This is a genomic window from Leptolyngbya subtilissima AS-A7 (assembly GCF_039962255.1).
In the GTDB taxonomy this organism is placed as follows: Bacteria; Cyanobacteriota; Cyanobacteriia; order Phormidesmidales; family Phormidesmidaceae; genus Nodosilinea.
Genome location: NZ_JAMPKY010000013.1, coordinates 89,441 through 106,653 on the forward strand (window position 1 = coordinate 89,441; position 17,213 = coordinate 106,653).

The window sequence follows — 17,213 nt, forward strand, 5'->3', positions numbered from 1 at the left end:
ACCATGGCCCTGATCGAACTCGATCGCGTCAGCAAAACCTACAGCAGCGGCGAACTCGCTGTCCACGCCCTGCACCCCACCAGCCTCACCATTCAAGCGGGTGAATACTGCGCCATTGTGGGGCCATCGGGATCGAGCAAATCGACCGCCATGGCCATTCTTGGCTGCCTCGATCGCCCCACTGCGGGTACTTACCGACTCGACGGCCACCCGGTAAACAGCCTGGGAGCAAACGTCCTGGCCGAGATCCGCAACCGCACCCTGGGCTTTGTGTTTCAGCAGTTTCACCTGCTGCCCCAGCTCAGCGCCCTAGAGAATGTGATGTTGCCCATGGTCTACGCCAACCTGCCCAAAGCCAAACGCAGGGCGCGCGCCACCCGCGCTCTGCAAAGAGTCGGCCTCGGAACCGCCTCCACAACCGCCCCAACCAGCTCTCCGGCGGTCAGCAGCAAAGAGTTGCGATCGCCCGCGCCATTGTCAACCGCCCTAAACTCCTGCTTGCCGACGAACCCACCGGCGCCCTCGACTCCCAAACCAGCCAAAGCGTGATGGCCATCTTCGCCGACCTCAACCGCGACGGCATGACGGTCATTATGGTCACCCACGATCGCGAAGTGGCCGAGCAGTGCGATCGCACCATCACCTTCCGCGATGGCCAGATCATTGCCGACTCCCACTCCCCAGCCCCCTCACCCAATAGCTCCATCAGAGATACCAACCAACTCATTCGCAAAACAGAGGTTTGAACCGATGATCAGCCCATTCTTTCCATTAAATGTAGTGGCTCGCGAACAATAACCTCATACTCGCAAACGGCTTGATTTTGATCTGAGATTAAATGCCAATAGTTGGGCCGTTATGCCTACAATAAATGGCAATGAGCTCAAATTATTTGCAAGCCCCTCACAAACGGTATGTTTGGCTCAGATTAAATAGAAATGGCTCGAAGCCTTTTATGGAGTGCGATTTGGCCACTAAATCTTTGGATGGCTAGCTGCGCGCGCAGGCAACTGCTCAACCCGCAGGTCTTCAACAGGCTAGCCGATTGAGCACTCAATTTGATCGATAATCACCTCAGCTACCTCCCTGCATTGTCGTTCTGCCCATTCAAGGTCGATATTTCAGGAAACCGGTTGATCGCAGGAGGTATAACGATCGCGCTTGCCGGACGTAAACAACCCCGGCGACTCTGCTGATCCTATTAGTGCGTTCCGGTGCGGCAGGTTTGTTAGCTAGAAATTACAAAATGCTAATCGCTATCTAACGATTGCAGTTCAATACTTAAATCTCCTCTAATAAGGTCAATACGGTTTCGTTGCAGTGATCGAAGCCCAATTAGCTCAAAGATCATGAAACCGAAAACGGCTACTGCTCCAATCACTAGCCAAACCGCAATAGACGTAATTTGTTTTGTATAACCAACAACGCAAACATATAGCCCGATTCCTAAAACACACAAGCCCAAAATTCTGAGCGCTTCTTCAGTCGAATAACCAAGCAAAGATACAGTAGTATTCATAAACACGGTGGAGAGTAATCTTGCTGCGATCGTCAATACTGCTCCATAAATAAAGCAAACAACACTGTCAACGAGAAGAGTTGTTCTGAGCGACGGCATAAGCGAACTCCTTTCCAGTTTCTTAGCTGTCAGGATTGTTACTAATCCACTGTCTATCAAAAATTATAGCTTGTAGCAGTTTTCTGCCTTAACAAGTAATTCTAAAGCCATGTTTCACATAGCTATCGAAGCTATTTAACAACTGAGATGAGCGGCACCAGATAGTCTCGGCTGCACGATCAAAATCTCTCGATCGCCCGCTTTATCAATTGGCTAGCTGGATACCACCACCAATAAATCTCAACGACTCGAACGTTCGCCATTACGAAAGTCAAAGAAAGCTTAGGCCTTCAAACCATCGCGGTAACACTGCCACCAACAATCTGCCAACCGCTTTTGCCGCCACGCCAAACTCTCATGTAGCGGTAATCACCTGAGAAAGCATTTCCTAAATACGTGCCGCTCAAGAAAACGTGAACCGACGCAAGAGCAATGTGTTCGCTCAAAACTCGTATTTCTAGCTCTTTAGGCACAAATTCGTGAAACTGAGTGCCACCAGTACGGTGCAAATCTAAATCCATCGCTTTAGTTGCTAGTTCACCAGTTGGCCCAGCGAAAAGCAGGTCATTAGCAATGAGCGCATCTAATTCAGATACGTCAGAAGCTGACATTGCGGTGTAAAGCCGCGCCTCACACTCGCGAATTTGGGTTTCGATTTCTGGATTCATATAGTTAGCGCAAAAAGGCACCGCCCGGCTTCCTGACATTTGCTGACTCAAAGATTACCTTTGGCCGCGCACAACTTGCTCTTCTGGTGGTGCACCTAGGAAGACGACGCGCACCTGTTGGGGCTGAAAAATCCCAGGGACACTAACTTGCGCCGTCGCTTGCGGGATAGCGACACAGCGGGTAAGGGCGGAGTCAGGATTGTTGGCATTCAGTGCAGTCACATAGATGGTGGCGCGGCGTCCGAGCACCTCGCTGTACGACAAAACAGGCAGCAGTGAGTCGAGGCAGCCATTCAGGGTGAACTGAAGCGAAACCCGCGTTTCTGACCCCGTGACGTTATCGGCAATGGGAATGCGGACAGCTTGGATTTCGGTAATTCGACCTCCAATCGCCGTCAAGCTTTCAGTGCGAGCCGGAACCGGAATTGCTTGAGCAGTAGTGGTCGCGATTGTGGTTAAGGCTGCTGTGATGGAAAAAATTCGAGCGACCCTAAGCACCAGACAAGAACTGTAAGACGTGGAGAAACTCATCGGTTTTTTGTTCAAGATTAAGCACGATGTTTCTAAGATAGTCAAGCCGTAGCGAAACATGCTCTTGGCTGTGCGCCCATGCTTTTTGAGCTTCAACGGCTTGAGGTGATGGAGCCACTCGCCCGTCAAGATTATCCAACACAACGCCAGCGAGAGCAAGGCTAAGAGCTCACTTAAGCGCTCACCATCAAAAAGCGGTCAAACAAGCGGGGAGTTATGCGGGGATTCAGAAACGGGTCGGATGTCATACGTTTCGCTACAGTTTTGCTACCCATCTGTTACAAAATGGCTACGACATTCCTACCGTGCAGGAACTCCTAGGCCACAAGAATGTGAAAACTATGATGGATTTACACCCCTGTGCTGAATCGGGGTGGTCGCGGGGTTGTCAGTCCGTTAGATGGATTAAGGGTTTTGTGCCCACCTACGACGGCGATGGGGGATTTTTCGTCTTTGGGGTTGCACAAGTTTGCCCCTACCTGTTCTCCCATCTGCTGGTTGTCTCTGCCCCAATACGAATTTGGGAAACACCACCTCAGCTATGTTGAACTGCGATCGCCACCTGTCCGGCAGCGGCCAAACATCACGGCGGTCCGTATTGCTGTCGTCCAGAATTGATGTCTTGCCAGTGTCAACAGCAATGCCTTTGGTGTTGGCAATCCTAAAACCTCGTGGGGGCATAGGCCATAGGTAGCCATCAGCCCATAGACCCACTTCCATCCAGGGTTAGCAATCGCGGCCCAGATGGTCTCTATTTCGCCATCGCTAGGCACATTGTCAAGGCTTAGGTGACCTTTGACACCGCTGAAATTCACCGCTAAGCCTGCAAACGAAGCGACTTGCTCAAAGGCGATATCAATCATCGCGACGGCCCTTTGTATCTATTTTGGAGCGCTCTGTATGTGGCTGAGCAGCAGTTTTCGGGAGGTTTATCAGGTAGCGACTCTAAACGCTCTCGGTAATTCTTACGATAGGTGCTGGTACTGACCTCGGCTACCTTAACTTCCGCATACTCTTTACCCTAGTCGGCTGCACTCAACTATCTGAGCTGCCCCCACCTTTCTCCCGGTCGGCCCAGGTGAATCGTTCCATATTCAGGTCAGACTCAAAGTGGTGGGCTTTGGCTGTAGCCACTTTTACACCGTCAGGGTTAGTAAACCCCGAGTGAGATCGTAGTCTACTTATTGCCTCGGCCCTCACCAAGACATTTGGCTGAGAGCCCCGTAAGACTAGCTTGCGTCCTCGCTGTAGTCCTCGCTTGATTCGGTTTAGCACCTAGTTTGTTTGTTCTATAGTCTGTCAATGCGGTTCATGGAAAAAAATGATCTAAATTTTCCACGCAGTTATGGCATTGGGGTCAAAAAAACTGCCCTAACTGCTGGGGAGTCGCAGCTAGGGTTTATGGCTGAAAGCCTTGAGCCACGGTACGGAGAGGGAGGGATTCGAACCCTCGTTGGGTTTCCCCAAAGCAGTTTTCGAGACTGCCGCATTCAACCACTCTGCCACCTCTCCAAAGGGGCGTTGCTATTCTACCGCTGAATCGGGTCCATAGACGACCCAGAGCCGAAAACCCGCAGAAACCTGTCGGCGAAGCGAGTTTTTGGGGGTGAGCTATCTAGACCTGTGCCCTTTGCAGGGGTACCGCAATCCGGGAAGATGAAGTAGCTCCGTTACGCCCCCGCTCACTCACTGCCATGGTGCCTGGTCTAACCGACGATTCGCTAGCTGAAAAACTCATAGACCTGGCCCTTAAACGGGGAGCCGACGCGGCGGAGGTGCTGCAATCGCGATCGCGATCGCGTCCCGTCTTTTTTGAAGCCAATCGTCTCAAACAGCTTGAAACCTCCGCTGCTCTGGGCACAGCCCTGCGCCTGTGGATCAATGGTCGGCCTGGGCTGGCGGTGGCCTACGGCAATGTTGACCCCGAAGCCATTATTGATAAGGCCATGGCGATCAGCGCCCTCAACGACCCTGAAAACATTGACCTGGTCGCAGGCAACAGCCGCCACTACCCCGATATGGGCCAAGAGGTGCCTGTGGAGCAGCTGATCGAGTGGGGACAGGCGATGATCGATCGCATACGCAGCGCCTACCCCGAGGTGATCTGCGGCGTGGATGTGGAGTGTGATGTAGAAACCACCCGCATTCTCAACACCAAAGGGCTCGACTGCCACTACAGCGACGCCACCCTGAGCAGCTACCTGTCGGCCGATTGGGTGCGGGGCGATGACTTTTTGAGCGTGAGCGATGGTCAAACCCAGCGCGATCGCCTAGAGGTGGATACTTTGACCGACCAGGTGTTGCAGCGGCTAGCCTGGGCTGAGGAATCCGCCGAGGTTAGTACCGGACGCATGCCGGTGATTTTTACCGCCAAAGCCGCCGATATGATCTGGGGCACGCTGCAATCGGCCCTCAGCGGCAAGCGAGTGGTGGAGCGATCGTCTCCCTGGAGCAGCGCTTTGGGCGAGCAGATGACCTCGCCGCGCGTGACGCTGCTGCAAGATCCGGAGGCGGGGCCGTTTAGCTGCCCCTTCGACGATGAGGGTACCCCCACCCAGCGGCTGGTGTTTATCGACCGGGGAGTGGTGACGTTGTTTTACTGCGATCGCGCTGTCGGTCGCACCCTGGGGGCTGGCTCCACGGGCAATGGCTTTCGGCCTGGGTTGGGCAGCTACCCAACTCCCAGTCTTTACAACACCCTCGTTGAACCGGGTACGCGATCTTTAGAAGCACTCATTGCCAGCATTGACAACGGGGTGTTGGTTGACCAAATTTTGGGCGGTGACCCCGGCATTGCGGGCGATTTTTCGGTCAACATTGACTTGGGCTACCGCATTCACCGGGGCAAGTTGGTGGGCCGCGTCAAAGACACCATGGTGGCAGGCAATGTCTACACCGCGCTCAAGGACAACGTGGAGCTGGGCAGCGACGGCGACTGGAATGGCTCCTGCTACACGCCTTCGGTACTGCTGGATGGGTTGTCAATTACTAGTGGTTGATCGGCTGACACTGCGGACAGACATAGCAGCGTCGCCCACCGATCATGATCTTGGCGATGGTGTTACCGCAGCGGTGGCAGGGTTTGCCCTGGCGGCCAAAGGCCCAGTGGCGGTAGTCGCGGCGGCGGTAGCCGGTTTGCTTGAGGTGTGTAGCTAGGGCCAAATCATTGGTAATGCCGTTGTGCCGGTATGACTGCTGAGGCAGGGCCAGAGCGGCTGCGGCAAAAGCGGCAATTTGCTCAGCAGTGCAGTCTACGGGCCGCTGGCTGGGGTGAATGCCCGCTACGTAGAGAATTTCGGTGCGCAGATAGTTGCCGATGCCGCCGAGGAAGCCTTGGTCGAGCAGCAGGGTGGCAAACTGGCGGCGGCGAAAGGGAGTGCTCAGGGTGCGTTCTGCTACCTCTGCTGGAGTGAGGGCGGTATCGAGGGTGTCGGGGCCAAGTTTGGCGATGTAGGGATGGGCGGGCACAGCCTCAGCCGTCAGCACCTCAATGTCTGAAGCACTATAGAGTAGCGCCCACCGCTGGGGGGTATGCACCGCAAACCGCAGCTGGCGACGGGTGGCGGGGATGGCGTTGGGCTTGCAGATTACCCAAATGCCGTAGAGCTGGTTGTGGCTATAGACCCCCAGCCCGTTGTCGAAGTAGGTGACCATGGCTTTGCCGTAGGGCTTTACCGCCGTCACCGTGCGGCCAATCAGCTCTTCCTCGTAGGGTTTGAGGTGGTCGAAGGCAAAGAACACATCATTGGCGATGTGGCCTGCGATCGCCCGATGGAGCCTGTCGGCCGCCCGGCGAATTTCGGGACCTTCGGGCATGGGCTACTACTCGTAGCCCCAAAAGGCCATCAGCTCACGGGCGCGGGCTGCCCCTTCTGTATTGCCCTGGCGGGAATATAAAATTGCCGCCAGCTCCAGGTTCGAGAGCGCCTGGGCCTCCAGCCCCTGCCCGTGGAGCGCCAATCCCAGGTTATAAAAGGCGGCTGGGTCACTGGGTAGAGCATCGACCACCTTACGGTAGGAGAGCACTGCCTGAAGGTACTGCTCCCGTTCGAGCAGCAGTTCGCCCAGCAGGGCATGAGCGGCAACTATCTCGGGGTCGAGGCGTACCGCCCGCACCAGGTAGTCAAAGGCGGCCTCGCGATCGCCCTGTTGGTAGAGCACGTAACCCATCTGGTGCTGGGCATTGGCGTTTTGGGGCTCTACCCGCAGCGCTTCACGCAGGTTTTTGGTCGCCTCGGGGTAGTTTTCTTGCAGTATGTAGATGTTGGCCACACTGACGTGAAGATCCCCATCGTTGGGGTTAGAGCGCAGCCCCTCGTTTAAGTAGGTCAGGGCTTGGTCATAGTCCTCTTGCTGAATGTAGAGCGACCCCAGCGCCGCGTATACCTGGGCGTTGCCGGGGGCAATGCGGGCCAGATTTTGGTAGGTGGTCAACGCCCCATCGTAGTCGCTGCGCTCGATTTGAATGCCGCCAATCCCCAAGTGGGCGTTGACCTCACGGGGATTGCTGCTGAGAATGCCCTGGTATGTCTCTAGCGCATCGTCAAGCTGGCCGTTTTTGTACTGGCTGTGGGCTAGACCGTAGCGAAAAGCCAGGTTACTGCCGTCAAGGGCGATCGCGCTTTGGTAAGCATCGATCGCCTCGCCGTAGTTTTCCTGCTGCACGTAGAGGTAGCCAATACCCGAAAACAGCCGAGGGTTGCGGCTGTCAATGGCGGCTGCCTGCTGATAAGCTGCGATCGCCCCGGCATAGTCGCGGGCCGTTACCTTAGCCTGGCCCTGACGCAGCAGTTCATCTACCTGCTCTTGCTGGGCGGCGCTGAGGCCGTTACTGCTTTGTGCCAGCCACAGGGGCGGCACCGGTTCAGGAACCTGCCCAAAATCGTTTAAAGCTTGGGAAGGCGGCGCTGGAGCATCAGCTTGAGCATTGGGAATGACTACCCCACTGCCCATGAGCCCGCACAAAATAGCGATCGCCGCGTGACTGCGTTTCACAGGAAACTCTCCTTACTGGTAAGCCAAATCGTTAAGGGTCCATTCCATATATTACAACTTGCCAACCGCTGTAAAGAATGGTCACTGTCGCACCGCCAGCCTCGGGTGATCCCGTAGCATTTAAGTATCAGGGTACACCAAATAACTCAGCCCTGACCCGCTACAAGCATCGCTACAATCGCCTACATCAATATCCTTAAGCCGCGAGGTGCCAGTCATGAAAGGTCTGAATCTCTCAGTATTTGGCTACTTTTTTGATGGGTTAATGCAATATTTTGCCGAGCCCGTTAGCAGAATATTTGGCCCCGACGATGACAACTATCCCAGAACTGGGGTGCAGCCCTTTGATGGCGACGCCTACGCCGAAACGGTCGAAACCCTCTAGAAAAACATGGTTTTTTACAACTCATTTCCTACCCAAAGCCCGCTTGCTAAGGCAGTAAGCGGGCTTTAGCGTTTAGGGATTAAGCAGCTAGCTAGAATGTCCTTGCAGGAGTATCCCCACACTAGAACTTAGTAGATTAATGAGCGATAGGTGTGCAAGGAAATTGGCTTGCTACCGGATTTAGCGGCTTACTTTTAGACGTTTGCCCCAACACCGATCCGAAATAAACTTACCGGCCCATCCACTCATTTTCCCCTTCATCCCACTTCATCAGCGCCCAAAACCGTTTGTTTGGTACAAAAGCCTGGCTTTTTTGTTCCGCGATCGCTCTACTACTCTGCCAAAAACCCGGTTTCTTCCGCGGGTTGCCAAGGTTTACCGCCATAGGTACAGAAACCCGGTTTCTTGTAGTGGGTGGGCGGCGGGTTACGGCGGGGCAGGGGTGGTGAGTTAGGTGCGCAGTCTCGGACCGCTTAACCCACCCTATGGATCATTAAGACCACCCTCACCCATCCACCCCCTACCCATCCACCCACCCACTCCATTCCCCCTTAACCAACTCTTACCGAATAAAACTTCACAGCCTTGCCAGAGTATTGAATGATAGAGGTAGTGGATTTTTGCTATCCAAACTTGAGCGGTGGACTTGCTCACTATAAAAAAACCTTGCTTTGCTCCACGCTTCTCTCTCACCAGCCTATAGGACGAAACACTATGACAAGCTTTCCCATTGACCTAGGCGCATACCAGCGAATTTCCCTCGATGCGTCTAACCCCACCCTCACCGACGAGCAGCGCAGTGCCCTCAAGGCCAACATTCAGCTGTGTCGGGATGCGATCGTGTTCTTCACCGCCACGGGTGCAGCGCGGGGCGTGGGCGGTCACACCGGCGGCCCCTACGACACAGTGCCCGAGGTGATGATTCTCGATGCGCTGTTTCGCGGTGCGGGCGACAAGTATGTGCCGATTTTCTTTGACGAAGCGGGCCACCGGGTGGCGACCCAGTATCTAATGTCGGTGATCAACGGCGACATGCCCGCCGAAGACCTGATGCACTACCGCGAAGCTCACTCCAAACTGCCCGGCCACCCCGAACTGGGGCTCACCCCCGGGGTTAAATTTAGCTCTGGGCGGCTAGGTCACATGTGGCCCTACGTCAACGGTGTAGCCCTGGCCAACCCCGGCAAAGTTGCCTTCTGCCTCGGTTCCGACGGCTCCCAGCAGGAGGGCAACGACGCCGAGGCGGCCCGCTTTGCGGTGGCCAACCACGTCAACGTCAAGCTGCTGATCGACGACAACGACGTTACCATTGCCGGTCACCCCTCTAGCTACATGGGCGGCTTCAGCGTCAAGAAAACTCTTGAGGGCCACGGCCTGACCGTGCTCGAAGGCGACGGCGAAGACATCGACAGCCTCTACGCCAACATCTGCAAGGCGATCAACACCCCCGGCCCCGTGGCGGTGGTTAACAAGCGGGCCATGGCGGTCGGCATCGAGGGCATTGAGGGCAGCACCCACGGCCACGATGTGATCTCGGTGAAGGCGGCGATCGCCTACCTCACCGCCAAAGGCCACACCGCCGCCGTGGAGATCCTCGAAGGCATTACTGCCCCCAAAAATACCTACGAGTTTCGGGGTTGCAGCAAAGTTGTGGGGGCCAACCGCAACGTGTTTGGCGATGCCATGGTAGAAGTGTTGGGCAAACTGGACGAAGCCACCCGCAAGGACAGCGTGCTAGTGGTCGACAGCGACCTGGAGGGGTCCTGCGGCCTGGCCCAGATTCGCAAGGCATACCCCGAAGTCTTCATCAGCGGCGGCATTCAAGAGCGGGGCAACCTGTCGGCGGCGGCGGGCTTTGGCATGGCCGAGGGCAAGCAGGGCGTCTTCGCTACCTTTGCAGCCTTCCTCGAGATGTGCATCTCTGAAATCACTATGGCGCGGTTGAACCGGTCTAATCTGCTGTGCCACTTCTCCCACTCCGGCATCGATGACATGGCCGACAATACCTGCCACTTCGGCGTTAACAACTTCTTTGCCGACAATGGCCTGGCGGACGGCTATGAAACCCGCCTCTACTTTCCCGCCGATCCCAACCAGATGAAAGCCTGCGTCAACAAGGTGTTCCACGACCCCGGTTTGCGCTTTATCTTCTCGACCCGCTCGAAGGTGCCGATGATCCTCGACACTGAGGGCAACGAGATGTTTGGCGGCGACTACACCTTCACCCCCTGCAAGGATGAGGTGATCCGCGAGGGCACGGCGGGCTACATCGTCACCTTTGGCGACTCGCTCTATCGCGCCCTCGATGCCGTCGAGCGGCTGAAGCAGGAGGGCATCGACGTGGGCCTGATCAACAAGTCTACCCTTAACGTGATCGATGAAGAGACCATGGCCAAGGTGGGCAAGGCCCCCTTTGTGCTGGTGACCGAGGCCTTTAACCGCAAGACTGGCCTAGGCAGCCGCTTTGGCTCTTGGCTGATGGAACGGGGCTACACGCCCAAGTTTGCCTTTATGGGTACCAACCACGAGGGCAGCGGCGGCCTGTGGGAGCAGTTTATTCACCAGAGCATTGACCCCGATGGCATTATGGCCAAAGTGAAGGAACTGGTGGGTTAGATCCCCTTGTCCCCTTTTTTAGGGGATGCCAGAACCCCGGTTTCTTAGGGAGCCGGGGTTTTGTGCGATCGCAGCCCACTGAATTTGCTGGGGAAGTTATCGGCGATGAAAGTTGATGTATTTAAGATCGCCCAGAGTGGCCCCGACGACCTGAGCGGTCTAGCCGCACTGGTGCAGCAAGGAACCTTAGACCCCAAAACCATTGTGGCGATTTTGGGTAAAACCGAGGGCAACGGCTGCGTGAATGATTTCACCCGTGGGTTTGCGGTAGCCACCTTGAAGGGATACCTGAGGGGGCTGATGGGCGATGAGCTGCTCGACCAGGTGGTGTTTGTGATGTCGGGAGGCACTGAGGGAGTGCTAAGCCCTCACATGACAGTGTTTACCCGCCAGCCCCTCGCTCTGGCGGAACCGACTCAGACCGGACTGGCCCTGGGGATTTGCCACACCCGCGACTTCTCGACCGATGAAATTGGCACGTTGACGATGGTGGAGGTGGTGGCGGCGGGAGTAGAACGAGCGATCGCCGCCGCTGGCCTCACCGCCGAGGCGGTTCATTTTGTGCAAATTAAATGCCCGCTGATCACAGCGGCTCGCTACACCCAGGCCGCTATTACTCAGGACAGCTATAAATCGATGGCTTACTCTCGGGGAGCCTCGGCCCTCGGGGTCGCTCTGGCCTTGGGCGAAGTGCAGCGAGGCGATCTCACCGCCGCCGACATTTGTCACAACTACCGCCTCTATTCCTCAGTGGCTTCGACCTCGGCGGGGGTCGAGCTGCAAAACTGCGAAATTCTAGTGCTGGGCAATGCTCCCCAGTCCCATAGCCGCTACCGTATCGGCCACAGCGTCATGGCCCACGCCCTTGATATTGCCGCTATCAACCGAGCCATCCACAGCGCTGGGGGAGTGGGCGAAGGCGGCCAGATCGTGAATGTATTTGTCAAAGCCGAGGCCGACCCCTCGGGGCAGCTGCTCGGACACCGCCACACTATGCTCGACGACTCTGATATCAATCACACCCGGATGGCTAGGGCGGTAGTGGGGGCTGCGATCGCCGCCGTTGTGCAAGACCCGATGATCTATGTGTCAGGCGGCAGCGAGCACCAGGGGCCGTCGGGGGGCGGTCCGATTGCCGTCATCGTTGTATAACGTAGACATAACCAAGAGTCTTGGCTTAGAGAGGGTAGTCTCATGGTGAACACCGAGCGGGAGAAGATGCTGGCGCATGAGCTCTACCGAGGGGCAGACCCCGAGCTAGTCGCAATGCGGCGGCAGACTCAAGAAAAGCTGTATCGGTTTAACCATGCTCTGCCAGCAGAGCTTGAGGTTCGGCAGGAGGTAGTGCGATCGCTCTTTCACACCATTGGCCCCAACTTCGAGATTACTCCGCCCTTTTTCTGTGACTACGGTGACCACATTCGAGCCGGCAAAAACCTTTACCTCAACACCAACTGCACCATTCTTGACTGCAACTGGGTAACGCTGGGAGATGATGTAATGCTTGCGCCCAATGTGCAGATCTACACGGCCTACCATCCTGTTGACCCAGCGGTACGGCTGAGTGGGTTAGAGATGGCAGCTCCCATTATGATTGGCAGTAATGTATGGCTAGGTGGCGGTGTGATTGTTTGCCCAGGGGTGACGATTGGTGACAATACAACGATTGGTGCAGGCAGTGTAGTGACAAAATCTATTCCCGCAGATGTAGTTGCGGTAGGCAATCCTTGCCGAATTTTACGCAAAGTTTAGAATTGCGCAACTATATCATTATTGGTTGAATTATTGCGGTCGATTGCAACAAGTTGCCTGACTTTTTCTGATATTTATCTTCTTGAAATCTTAGCTATCCTGCCTAACCTATGACGCTCTCCACAGTGGGATGGGAACACTAAAGACCACCGATTGATTGCGGGTTTGAGCTATGGGATTTTCTGCCTCTAAGACTTGCGCTTGTCAGAGTATTGGTCGATGTCAGGCTGGAGAGGCAGGTCGACTTTTTCTGTGGTTTCCAGTTCCCCATACGTTAGCGAAAGTCATTCCTTTTCTAAAACAAGAATCGCTCGAATTTGAGCTAATGCAGGAGCGGCCGGGTTTGACCATAGCCTGCAAATCTGGCCAAGCCCAGAATGTTGCCCAAAGATTGGCTCAGCTAGTAGCACCGAGAGAACTAAAAGAAACCCAAGTTCTATTTGTTCGGGGTGCGGTGCAGCCCCAGCTGCAAGATTTTAGCGACATTTCCTCCCTACAGCGTTTTATCAAGATCAGTCAATCCGATTGGCTAGTGGATATGTTGACTAGCGATCGCATCACCAGCCATTTTCAACCAATTGTTTCCATTGACGACACAGCTCAAATCTATGGGTATGAATCCCTTTTGCGTGGGCTAGATGAACAGGGTAATTTGGTTATGCCAAGTTCCATTTTTGAGCTGGCAACCGAAGCGGGTTTGTTGCCGCAGCTAGACCGGGTGGCTCGCCTTAGCGCCATTAATCAAGCGAGTCAGCACAACTTGACGGGGCGTATTTTTATTAACTTTTCCCCCACAGCGCTGTATGACCCAGTGTCTTGCCTGCGGAGCACAGTAGACGCCATTGATAGAGCTGGCATTCGCCACGACCAGGTTGTGTTCGAAGTTGTTGAGTCAGACAATCCTCAAGATTTAGACCACCTCAAAACCGTATTGAGATATTACCGAGATGCTGGTTTTGCCGTGGCCCTAGACGATTTGGGGTCTGGGTATTCTGGTCTGAACCTGCTCCATCAGCTACGTCCCGATTTCGTCAAGCTCGATATGGAGCTAATTCGAAACGTTCACCTTGACGTTTATAAAGCTTCCATTACTGAAAAGCTTTTAGAAATCGCGCAAAAACTGAATATTAAAACCGTTGCGGAAGGGATCGAATGCATTGAAGAGCTGAACTGGTTGCAGGAACGGGGTGCTACCTTCGCCCAGGGCTATCTGATTGCTAAACCCGCTGCTACACCGGCTAAAACGACGCCACGCTTCAACGCAAAAGCGGTGGCGCTCACCCCAGCGCCTTTGCAGCCAACGATGCAAAAAGTACAGCACCAAACTGCACCTGAGCGCATTGTTGCGGCCGTGACTCAACACATTCGACAATCGCTGAAGTTAGATGAGATTCTCCAAACTACAGCAGATGAAGTTCGACAGCTGTTTGAGGTCGATCGAGTCGTAATCTATCGGTTTGAACCTGACTGGAGCGGGTTAGTGGCGGTAGAGTCTTTGGCAGAGGGGTGCCCATCCATCTTAGGTTTCCATGTCATGGATACCTGCTTTAAGACGACCCACGCAGCCTACTACCAGCAGGGCAACACCCGGGCGATCGAAGACATTGAAACGGCAGGGCTGATGTCGTGCCATATTGAACTGCTTCAAAGCCTGAATATTCGAGCGAATTTGATTGTGCCTATCCTGCAAAAAGAGCGGCTGTGGGGGCTTTTAATTGCCCACCAGTGCAACGAGACGCGCCAGTGGCAGCAGTCGGAGGTCAATTTACTTTATCAACTCGCTGGGCAAGCGGCGATCGCCATTCAGCAAGCGGAGCTATATCACCAGCTGCAAACCGCTAATCAAGAGCTTCATCGCTTGGCTTCGGTAGATGGGTTAACCCAGCTGGCCAACCGTCGCTGCTTCGACGCTCGGCTGAGTGCAGAATGGCAACGGCTGGCCCGAGAGCAGTCTCCCCTATCTTTAATTTTGTGTGATGTAGACTGCTTCAAACTCTACAACGACACCCATGGCCACCTAGCTGGAGACGATGCTCTGCGGCAGGTAGCCAAAGCCATTGTGCAGGCGTCTAGGCGTCCATCCGATTTGGCAGCCCGCTACGGTGGCGAAGAGTTTGCGATTATTCTGCCAAATACCACCGCCGAGGGGGCGATCGCCGTGGTCGAAGCAATTCAGGCTAATTTGGCGGCTCTACAACTGTCCCCTCCTCAATCTCAGACCAGTGACCTGGTGACGCTTAGCTTTGGCGTAGCAACTGTTGTGCCGCAGAGCCAGCTGTCGTCTGCAACGTTGATCGCTACCGCTGATCAAGGGCTTTATCGAGCAAAAGCCCGAGGGAAAAACTGTGTGGTGCAGGTGAGCTATGGAGAAATAGCGACGTCATCCTAACAATTTACCGTTGTCAGGGCTGCGGTGCGAAGTAGCCAGATATAGCTACCTCACCTGAAGGTATTGACCGAAACGGCGATCGCGCTTTTGCGCCACTAGCCCTGACTTGGAGATTACGCTAAATCCTGCTTGGCTACCCCCGATTCAGAAGGGCGAATGCAATAGAGTCTCCGGCTCGGCTATGCCTACGCCTCTACGGTTTGGCCTCTTGGGAATCGGGGTTGTTTGATTTGTATTTGGTACTAGACCCCGCTGAGCCTGCGCCTCGGGAACTCGGGAAGCGATCGCTGGTCAAAGAAACTGCGCAGCACGGTGAACTGTTGATGAGATTAGTTTTACGCTGTTCTGTCCAGGAGGCTGAAAGTATTGCCAGGGGACTTTTTGCACTGGCCACTGCTGGTTTATTGGCAGGGGTTTGGTGGCTCTGGTACGCAGATAACTGGGGCCTAACGCCAGCGCGCGCCGCCCAGCGAGACGGTTTTTGTGACAACGCCCCGGTGACTAAAACCCAACGGCAAACAGCCACCACAGCAATTGTGGTCTGTCAGGGGTTGCCAGGTTCCTTAGACGGTGGGCATGTAGCGGTATGGCGGTTGCCTTGGAGACTGTGGTGGGCCTCTCCCCAGGGAGCAAACTTTAGCTATCGCCCACCCGACGCCATTTCAACCGAGCGGGTAGACTACGTTCACTATGGCCCTACTCAAAGTGCCTACACCTCGCTAATTTTGCTGGGCCGAAGCCGTTCTTCGGACGTGGCGGCTGTAGAAGCCCGCTTGAGCGATGGTAGAACGCTAAAAAATGAAGTAACTGACGGATTATTTATCTTTGATGCGCCCATTCAGGCCGTAGGGGTCAAAGTCGATGAGCTAAAGCTCATAGGCCACAATAACCAGGTCGTGCAGCGCATTGAAGTAAAACCGGGTTACTGAGCATTGACCGCTCTGGAAAATGCCCAACTTTAAGGAACTCAGGGCTTCTGATAGCTGATCACGCGCACCGATGCCGCTGATGGTTCTTCGCTGAAGACCAGCACCCCTTCAGCTTGGGAGCGGGCAGGGATGAAGTCGAAGGTGGTGTTGGCCACTTCTTCCGGGCTGGTGGTTTCTAAGGTACCTTCAACCGTGACTTCGGCGGCGGTGGCGTCGCCTTCGTTGGTGATGGTAATGGGTAGGTAATAGTGGTCCTGGGCGGGCCGTACTTCACCCGGTTCCACCGTAAATTCGGCAGGTTTCGTCGATGGTTGAAGCCATAGCGAAGCCACCGTAGCAACTACCGCCGACAGCAACGTGAGGGAAATGCCGAGGGAAAACCATTCGGCTCGATTGCGGGTGGGCTTTTCAGACATGGAGTTTGAGGAGTTAGACAGCCAGACGGCCGGCCGCACCGCCAATGGTGCAGGGCAGGCCCAATACGATGATATAGCTCACCCACTGATTAATTGGGTCGCCCACGCGAATGACCTGAAACAGCCACAGCATGAGTGTTGCAGCGGCCAGCGCAATTAGGTAAGCGGCCACAGTCTCGCTAATTGGTTTTTGAAACAAGCCGGACTGCGCTCGTCGCTGCCGCTGAGCGCCAAAATTGGCCTCAAACACAATGATGTAGGACAGCAGCAGCGAACTGGCCATAATCAGCAGCAGGCGCGTGGGCTCTAGAGAGCTGGAAATCATGGGGATTTCATCGGTAGGCGCGATCGAGGAGCCAACGACGATCGCGCCTAGGAGGGCGGCCCCGGCATCCGATAGCGTGCTGCGCAAGGGGTGGTCACGCTTTTGGGCGGATTCATCACCGTCATCGCCGCCGGTTCTAAGCAGAAGGTTGTTGGCAATGCCAACCCCGATTGAAAAGGGCAGCGACAAGGTGATCAGTCGGCCCATGATGGCGTCTATGCCGGTCTCAATGTGAAGAATGTCGAGCAACGTCAGACTGAGGGTGGCGGTGAACAGGGCGATCGCCAGCCCCTCGGCACTTTCGACCAAAATCTGGGTGCGGCTACGGGGCTGCTCAGCGCGAAATCCGCCTTTGATATTCAGCAGCACCAAGGCCAGGTAGGCCATACCCAAAATCAGCATCATACGCGGCGGCGAGGTGAAGTTGCCCTTCCACCACACCTCCATGGTGTAGAGGAAGGGGGCACCAAACAAAAATGCCCCGGCAATGCCGCGCATCAAATCGCTAAATTCTGTTTGCCAGTCCTGGATCTTGATTCGTACCATGCCATCTTTTGCTGAGGTTGCCCTTAATTTTGGCAGATTCTGG

General features: G+C 55.1%; 17 protein-coding genes, 1 tRNA gene and 2 pseudogenes. 10 read left to right on the forward strand and 10 right to left on the reverse strand.

Annotation, left to right across the window (positions count from 1 at the left end):
• Positions 1-3: 3 nt before the first annotated feature.
• Together NC979_RS25450 and NC979_RS25455 are read left to right on the forward strand one after the other, a co-directional pair.
• Positions 4-455 (forward strand): annotated as a pseudogene (locus tag NC979_RS25450) (ABC transporter ATP-binding protein); the annotation flags it as partial.
• Positions 456-548: 93 nt separating this feature from the next.
• Positions 549-746, forward strand: coding sequence for a hypothetical protein (locus NC979_RS25455; protein WP_431191116.1), 198 nt, complete (start codon positions 549-551; stop codon positions 744-746).
• Positions 747-1,249: 503 nt separating this feature from the next.
• On the opposite strand, the gene NC979_RS24010 is transcribed toward NC979_RS25455, so the two are convergent.
• The 4 genes and pseudogenes from NC979_RS24010 to NC979_RS24025 form a co-directional block, all read right to left on the reverse strand.
• Positions 1,250-1,618 (reverse strand): hypothetical protein, encoded by a 369-nt coding sequence (locus NC979_RS24010; RefSeq protein ID WP_190522454.1) that lies wholly within the window; start codon positions 1,616-1,618, stop codon positions 1,250-1,252.
• 290 nt (positions 1,619-1,908) lie between these two features.
• The gene (locus NC979_RS24015; protein ID WP_242024156.1) at positions 1,909-2,337 is read right to left on the reverse strand and encodes a nuclear transport factor 2 family protein; all 429 of its coding nucleotides are present in this window, start codon (positions 2,335-2,337) and stop codon (positions 1,909-1,911) included.
• A 3-nt stretch (positions 2,338-2,340) separates the two neighbouring features.
• A complete protein-coding gene (locus NC979_RS24020) occupies positions 2,341-2,685 on the reverse strand; it encodes a hypothetical protein (RefSeq protein ID WP_190522455.1) in 345 nt (114 codons plus the stop codon).
• Positions 2,686-2,776: 91 nt separating this feature from the next.
• Positions 2,777-3,012: pseudogene (locus NC979_RS24025) on the reverse strand (IS4 family transposase); the annotation flags it as partial.
• 29 nt (positions 3,013-3,041) lie between these two features.
• On the opposite strand from NC979_RS24025, the gene NC979_RS24030 reads away from it, so the two are divergent.
• Entirely contained in the window at positions 3,042-3,365 is a 324-nt protein-coding gene (locus NC979_RS24030; RefSeq protein WP_347403969.1) for a tyrosine-type recombinase/integrase, read from the forward strand.
• Here the strand turns inward: NC979_RS24030 and NC979_RS24035 are convergent.
• Positions 3,357-3,680: a site-specific integrase gene (locus NC979_RS24035; protein WP_190522457.1), complete on the reverse strand. Its 324-nt coding sequence runs from the start codon at positions 3,678-3,680 to the stop codon at positions 3,357-3,359. The genes NC979_RS24030 and NC979_RS24035 overlap by 9 nt on opposite strands.
• A 564-nt stretch (positions 3,681-4,244) precedes the next feature.
• Positions 4,245-4,329 (reverse strand) — tRNA-Ser (locus NC979_RS24040).
• 182 nt (positions 4,330-4,511) lie between these two features.
• On the opposite strand from NC979_RS24040, the gene NC979_RS24045 reads away from it, so the two are divergent.
• Entirely contained in the window at positions 4,512-5,816 is a 1,305-nt protein-coding gene (locus tag NC979_RS24045; RefSeq protein WP_190522459.1) for a TldD/PmbA family protein, read from the forward strand.
• Here NC979_RS24045 and nei read toward each other — a convergent pair.
• Together nei and NC979_RS24055 are read right to left on the reverse strand one after the other, a co-directional pair.
• Positions 5,806-6,633 carry an endonuclease VIII gene (gene nei, locus NC979_RS24050; protein ID WP_190522461.1) on the reverse strand — a complete coding sequence of 276 codons (828 nt, stop codon included), beginning with the start codon at positions 6,631-6,633 and terminating at the stop codon, positions 5,806-5,808. The genes NC979_RS24045 and nei overlap by 11 nt on opposite strands.
• A gap of 6 nt (positions 6,634-6,639) precedes the next feature.
• Positions 6,640-7,812 (reverse strand): tetratricopeptide repeat protein, encoded by a 1,173-nt coding sequence (locus tag NC979_RS24055; protein WP_190522463.1) that lies wholly within the window; start codon positions 7,810-7,812, stop codon positions 6,640-6,642.
• 217 nt (positions 7,813-8,029) lie between these two features.
• Between NC979_RS24055 and NC979_RS24060 the strand changes: the two genes are divergently transcribed.
• The 6 genes from NC979_RS24060 to NC979_RS24085 all read left to right on the forward strand — a co-directional run bounded on the left by NC979_RS24060 (position 8,030) and on the right by NC979_RS24085 (position 15,883).
• Entirely contained in the window at positions 8,030-8,197 is a 168-nt protein-coding gene (locus tag NC979_RS24060; protein ID WP_190522465.1) for an isochorismate synthase, read from the forward strand.
• A 714-nt stretch (positions 8,198-8,911) separates the two neighbouring features.
• The gene (locus NC979_RS24065; RefSeq protein WP_190522468.1) at positions 8,912-10,813 is read left to right on the forward strand and encodes a transketolase C-terminal domain-containing protein; all 1,902 of its coding nucleotides are present in this window, start codon (positions 8,912-8,914) and stop codon (positions 10,811-10,813) included.
• Positions 10,814-10,918: 105 nt separating this feature from the next.
• Positions 10,919-11,965 carry a cyanuric acid amidohydrolase gene (gene atzD / locus NC979_RS24070; RefSeq protein WP_190522470.1) on the forward strand — a complete coding sequence of 349 codons (1,047 nt, stop codon included), beginning with the start codon at positions 10,919-10,921 and terminating at the stop codon, positions 11,963-11,965.
• 42 nt (positions 11,966-12,007) lie between these two features.
• The gene (locus NC979_RS24075; protein ID WP_190522472.1) at positions 12,008-12,565 is read left to right on the forward strand and encodes a sugar O-acetyltransferase; all 558 of its coding nucleotides are present in this window, start codon (positions 12,008-12,010) and stop codon (positions 12,563-12,565) included.
• A gap of 343 nt (positions 12,566-12,908) precedes the next feature.
• Positions 12,909-14,954 carry an EAL domain-containing protein gene (locus NC979_RS24080; protein ID WP_199308978.1) on the forward strand — a complete coding sequence of 682 codons (2,046 nt, stop codon included), beginning with the start codon at positions 12,909-12,911 and terminating at the stop codon, positions 14,952-14,954.
• Positions 14,955-15,451: 497 nt separating this feature from the next.
• On the forward strand, positions 15,452-15,883 hold the full coding sequence (locus tag NC979_RS24085; protein ID WP_190522476.1) for a hypothetical protein: 432 nt from the start codon (positions 15,452-15,454) through the stop codon (positions 15,881-15,883).
• Positions 15,884-15,921: 38 nt separating this feature from the next.
• On the opposite strand, the gene NC979_RS24090 is transcribed toward NC979_RS24085, so the two are convergent.
• Together NC979_RS24090 and NC979_RS24095 are read right to left on the reverse strand one after the other, a co-directional pair.
• Positions 15,922-16,299: a hypothetical protein gene (locus tag NC979_RS24090; protein WP_190522478.1), complete on the reverse strand. Its 378-nt coding sequence runs from the start codon at positions 16,297-16,299 to the stop codon at positions 15,922-15,924.
• 13 nt (positions 16,300-16,312) lie between these two features.
• Complete coding sequence (locus NC979_RS24095) at positions 16,313-17,170, reverse strand: TIGR02587 family membrane protein (protein ID WP_190522480.1); 858 nt, start codon at positions 17,168-17,170, stop codon at positions 16,313-16,315.
• Between the last annotated feature and the right edge of the window lie 43 nt (positions 17,171-17,213).

Bases quoted from the DNA above. Each gene is read 5' to 3' on its own strand.
- NC979_RS24045 (WP_190522459.1), top strand. From the start codon at position 4,512: ATGGTGCCTGGTCTAACCGACGATTCGCTAGCTGAAAAACTCATAGAC.
- NC979_RS24035 (WP_190522457.1), bottom strand. From the start codon at position 3,680: ATGATTGATATCGCCTTTGAGCAAGTCGCTTCGTTTGCAGGCTTAGCG.
- NC979_RS24060 (WP_190522465.1), top strand. From the start codon at position 8,030: ATGAAAGGTCTGAATCTCTCAGTATTTGGCTACTTTTTTGATGGGTTA.
- NC979_RS24090 (WP_190522478.1), bottom strand. From the start codon at position 16,299: ATGTCTGAAAAGCCCACCCGCAATCGAGCCGAATGGTTTTCCCTCGGC.
- NC979_RS24075 (WP_190522472.1), top strand. From the start codon at position 12,008: ATGGTGAACACCGAGCGGGAGAAGATGCTGGCGCATGAGCTCTACCGA.
- NC979_RS24095 (WP_190522480.1), bottom strand. From the start codon at position 17,170: ATGGTACGAATCAAGATCCAGGACTGGCAAACAGAATTTAGCGATTTG.
- NC979_RS24010 (WP_190522454.1), bottom strand. From the start codon at position 1,618: ATGCCGTCGCTCAGAACAACTCTTCTCGTTGACAGTGTTGTTTGCTTT.
- nei (WP_190522461.1), bottom strand. From the start codon at position 6,633: ATGCCCGAAGGTCCCGAAATTCGCCGGGCGGCCGACAGGCTCCATCGG.
- atzD (WP_190522470.1), top strand. From the start codon at position 10,919: ATGAAAGTTGATGTATTTAAGATCGCCCAGAGTGGCCCCGACGACCTG.
- NC979_RS24065 (WP_190522468.1), top strand. From the start codon at position 8,912: ATGACAAGCTTTCCCATTGACCTAGGCGCATACCAGCGAATTTCCCTC.
- NC979_RS25455 (WP_431191116.1), top strand. From the start codon at position 549: ATGGCCATCTTCGCCGACCTCAACCGCGACGGCATGACGGTCATTATG.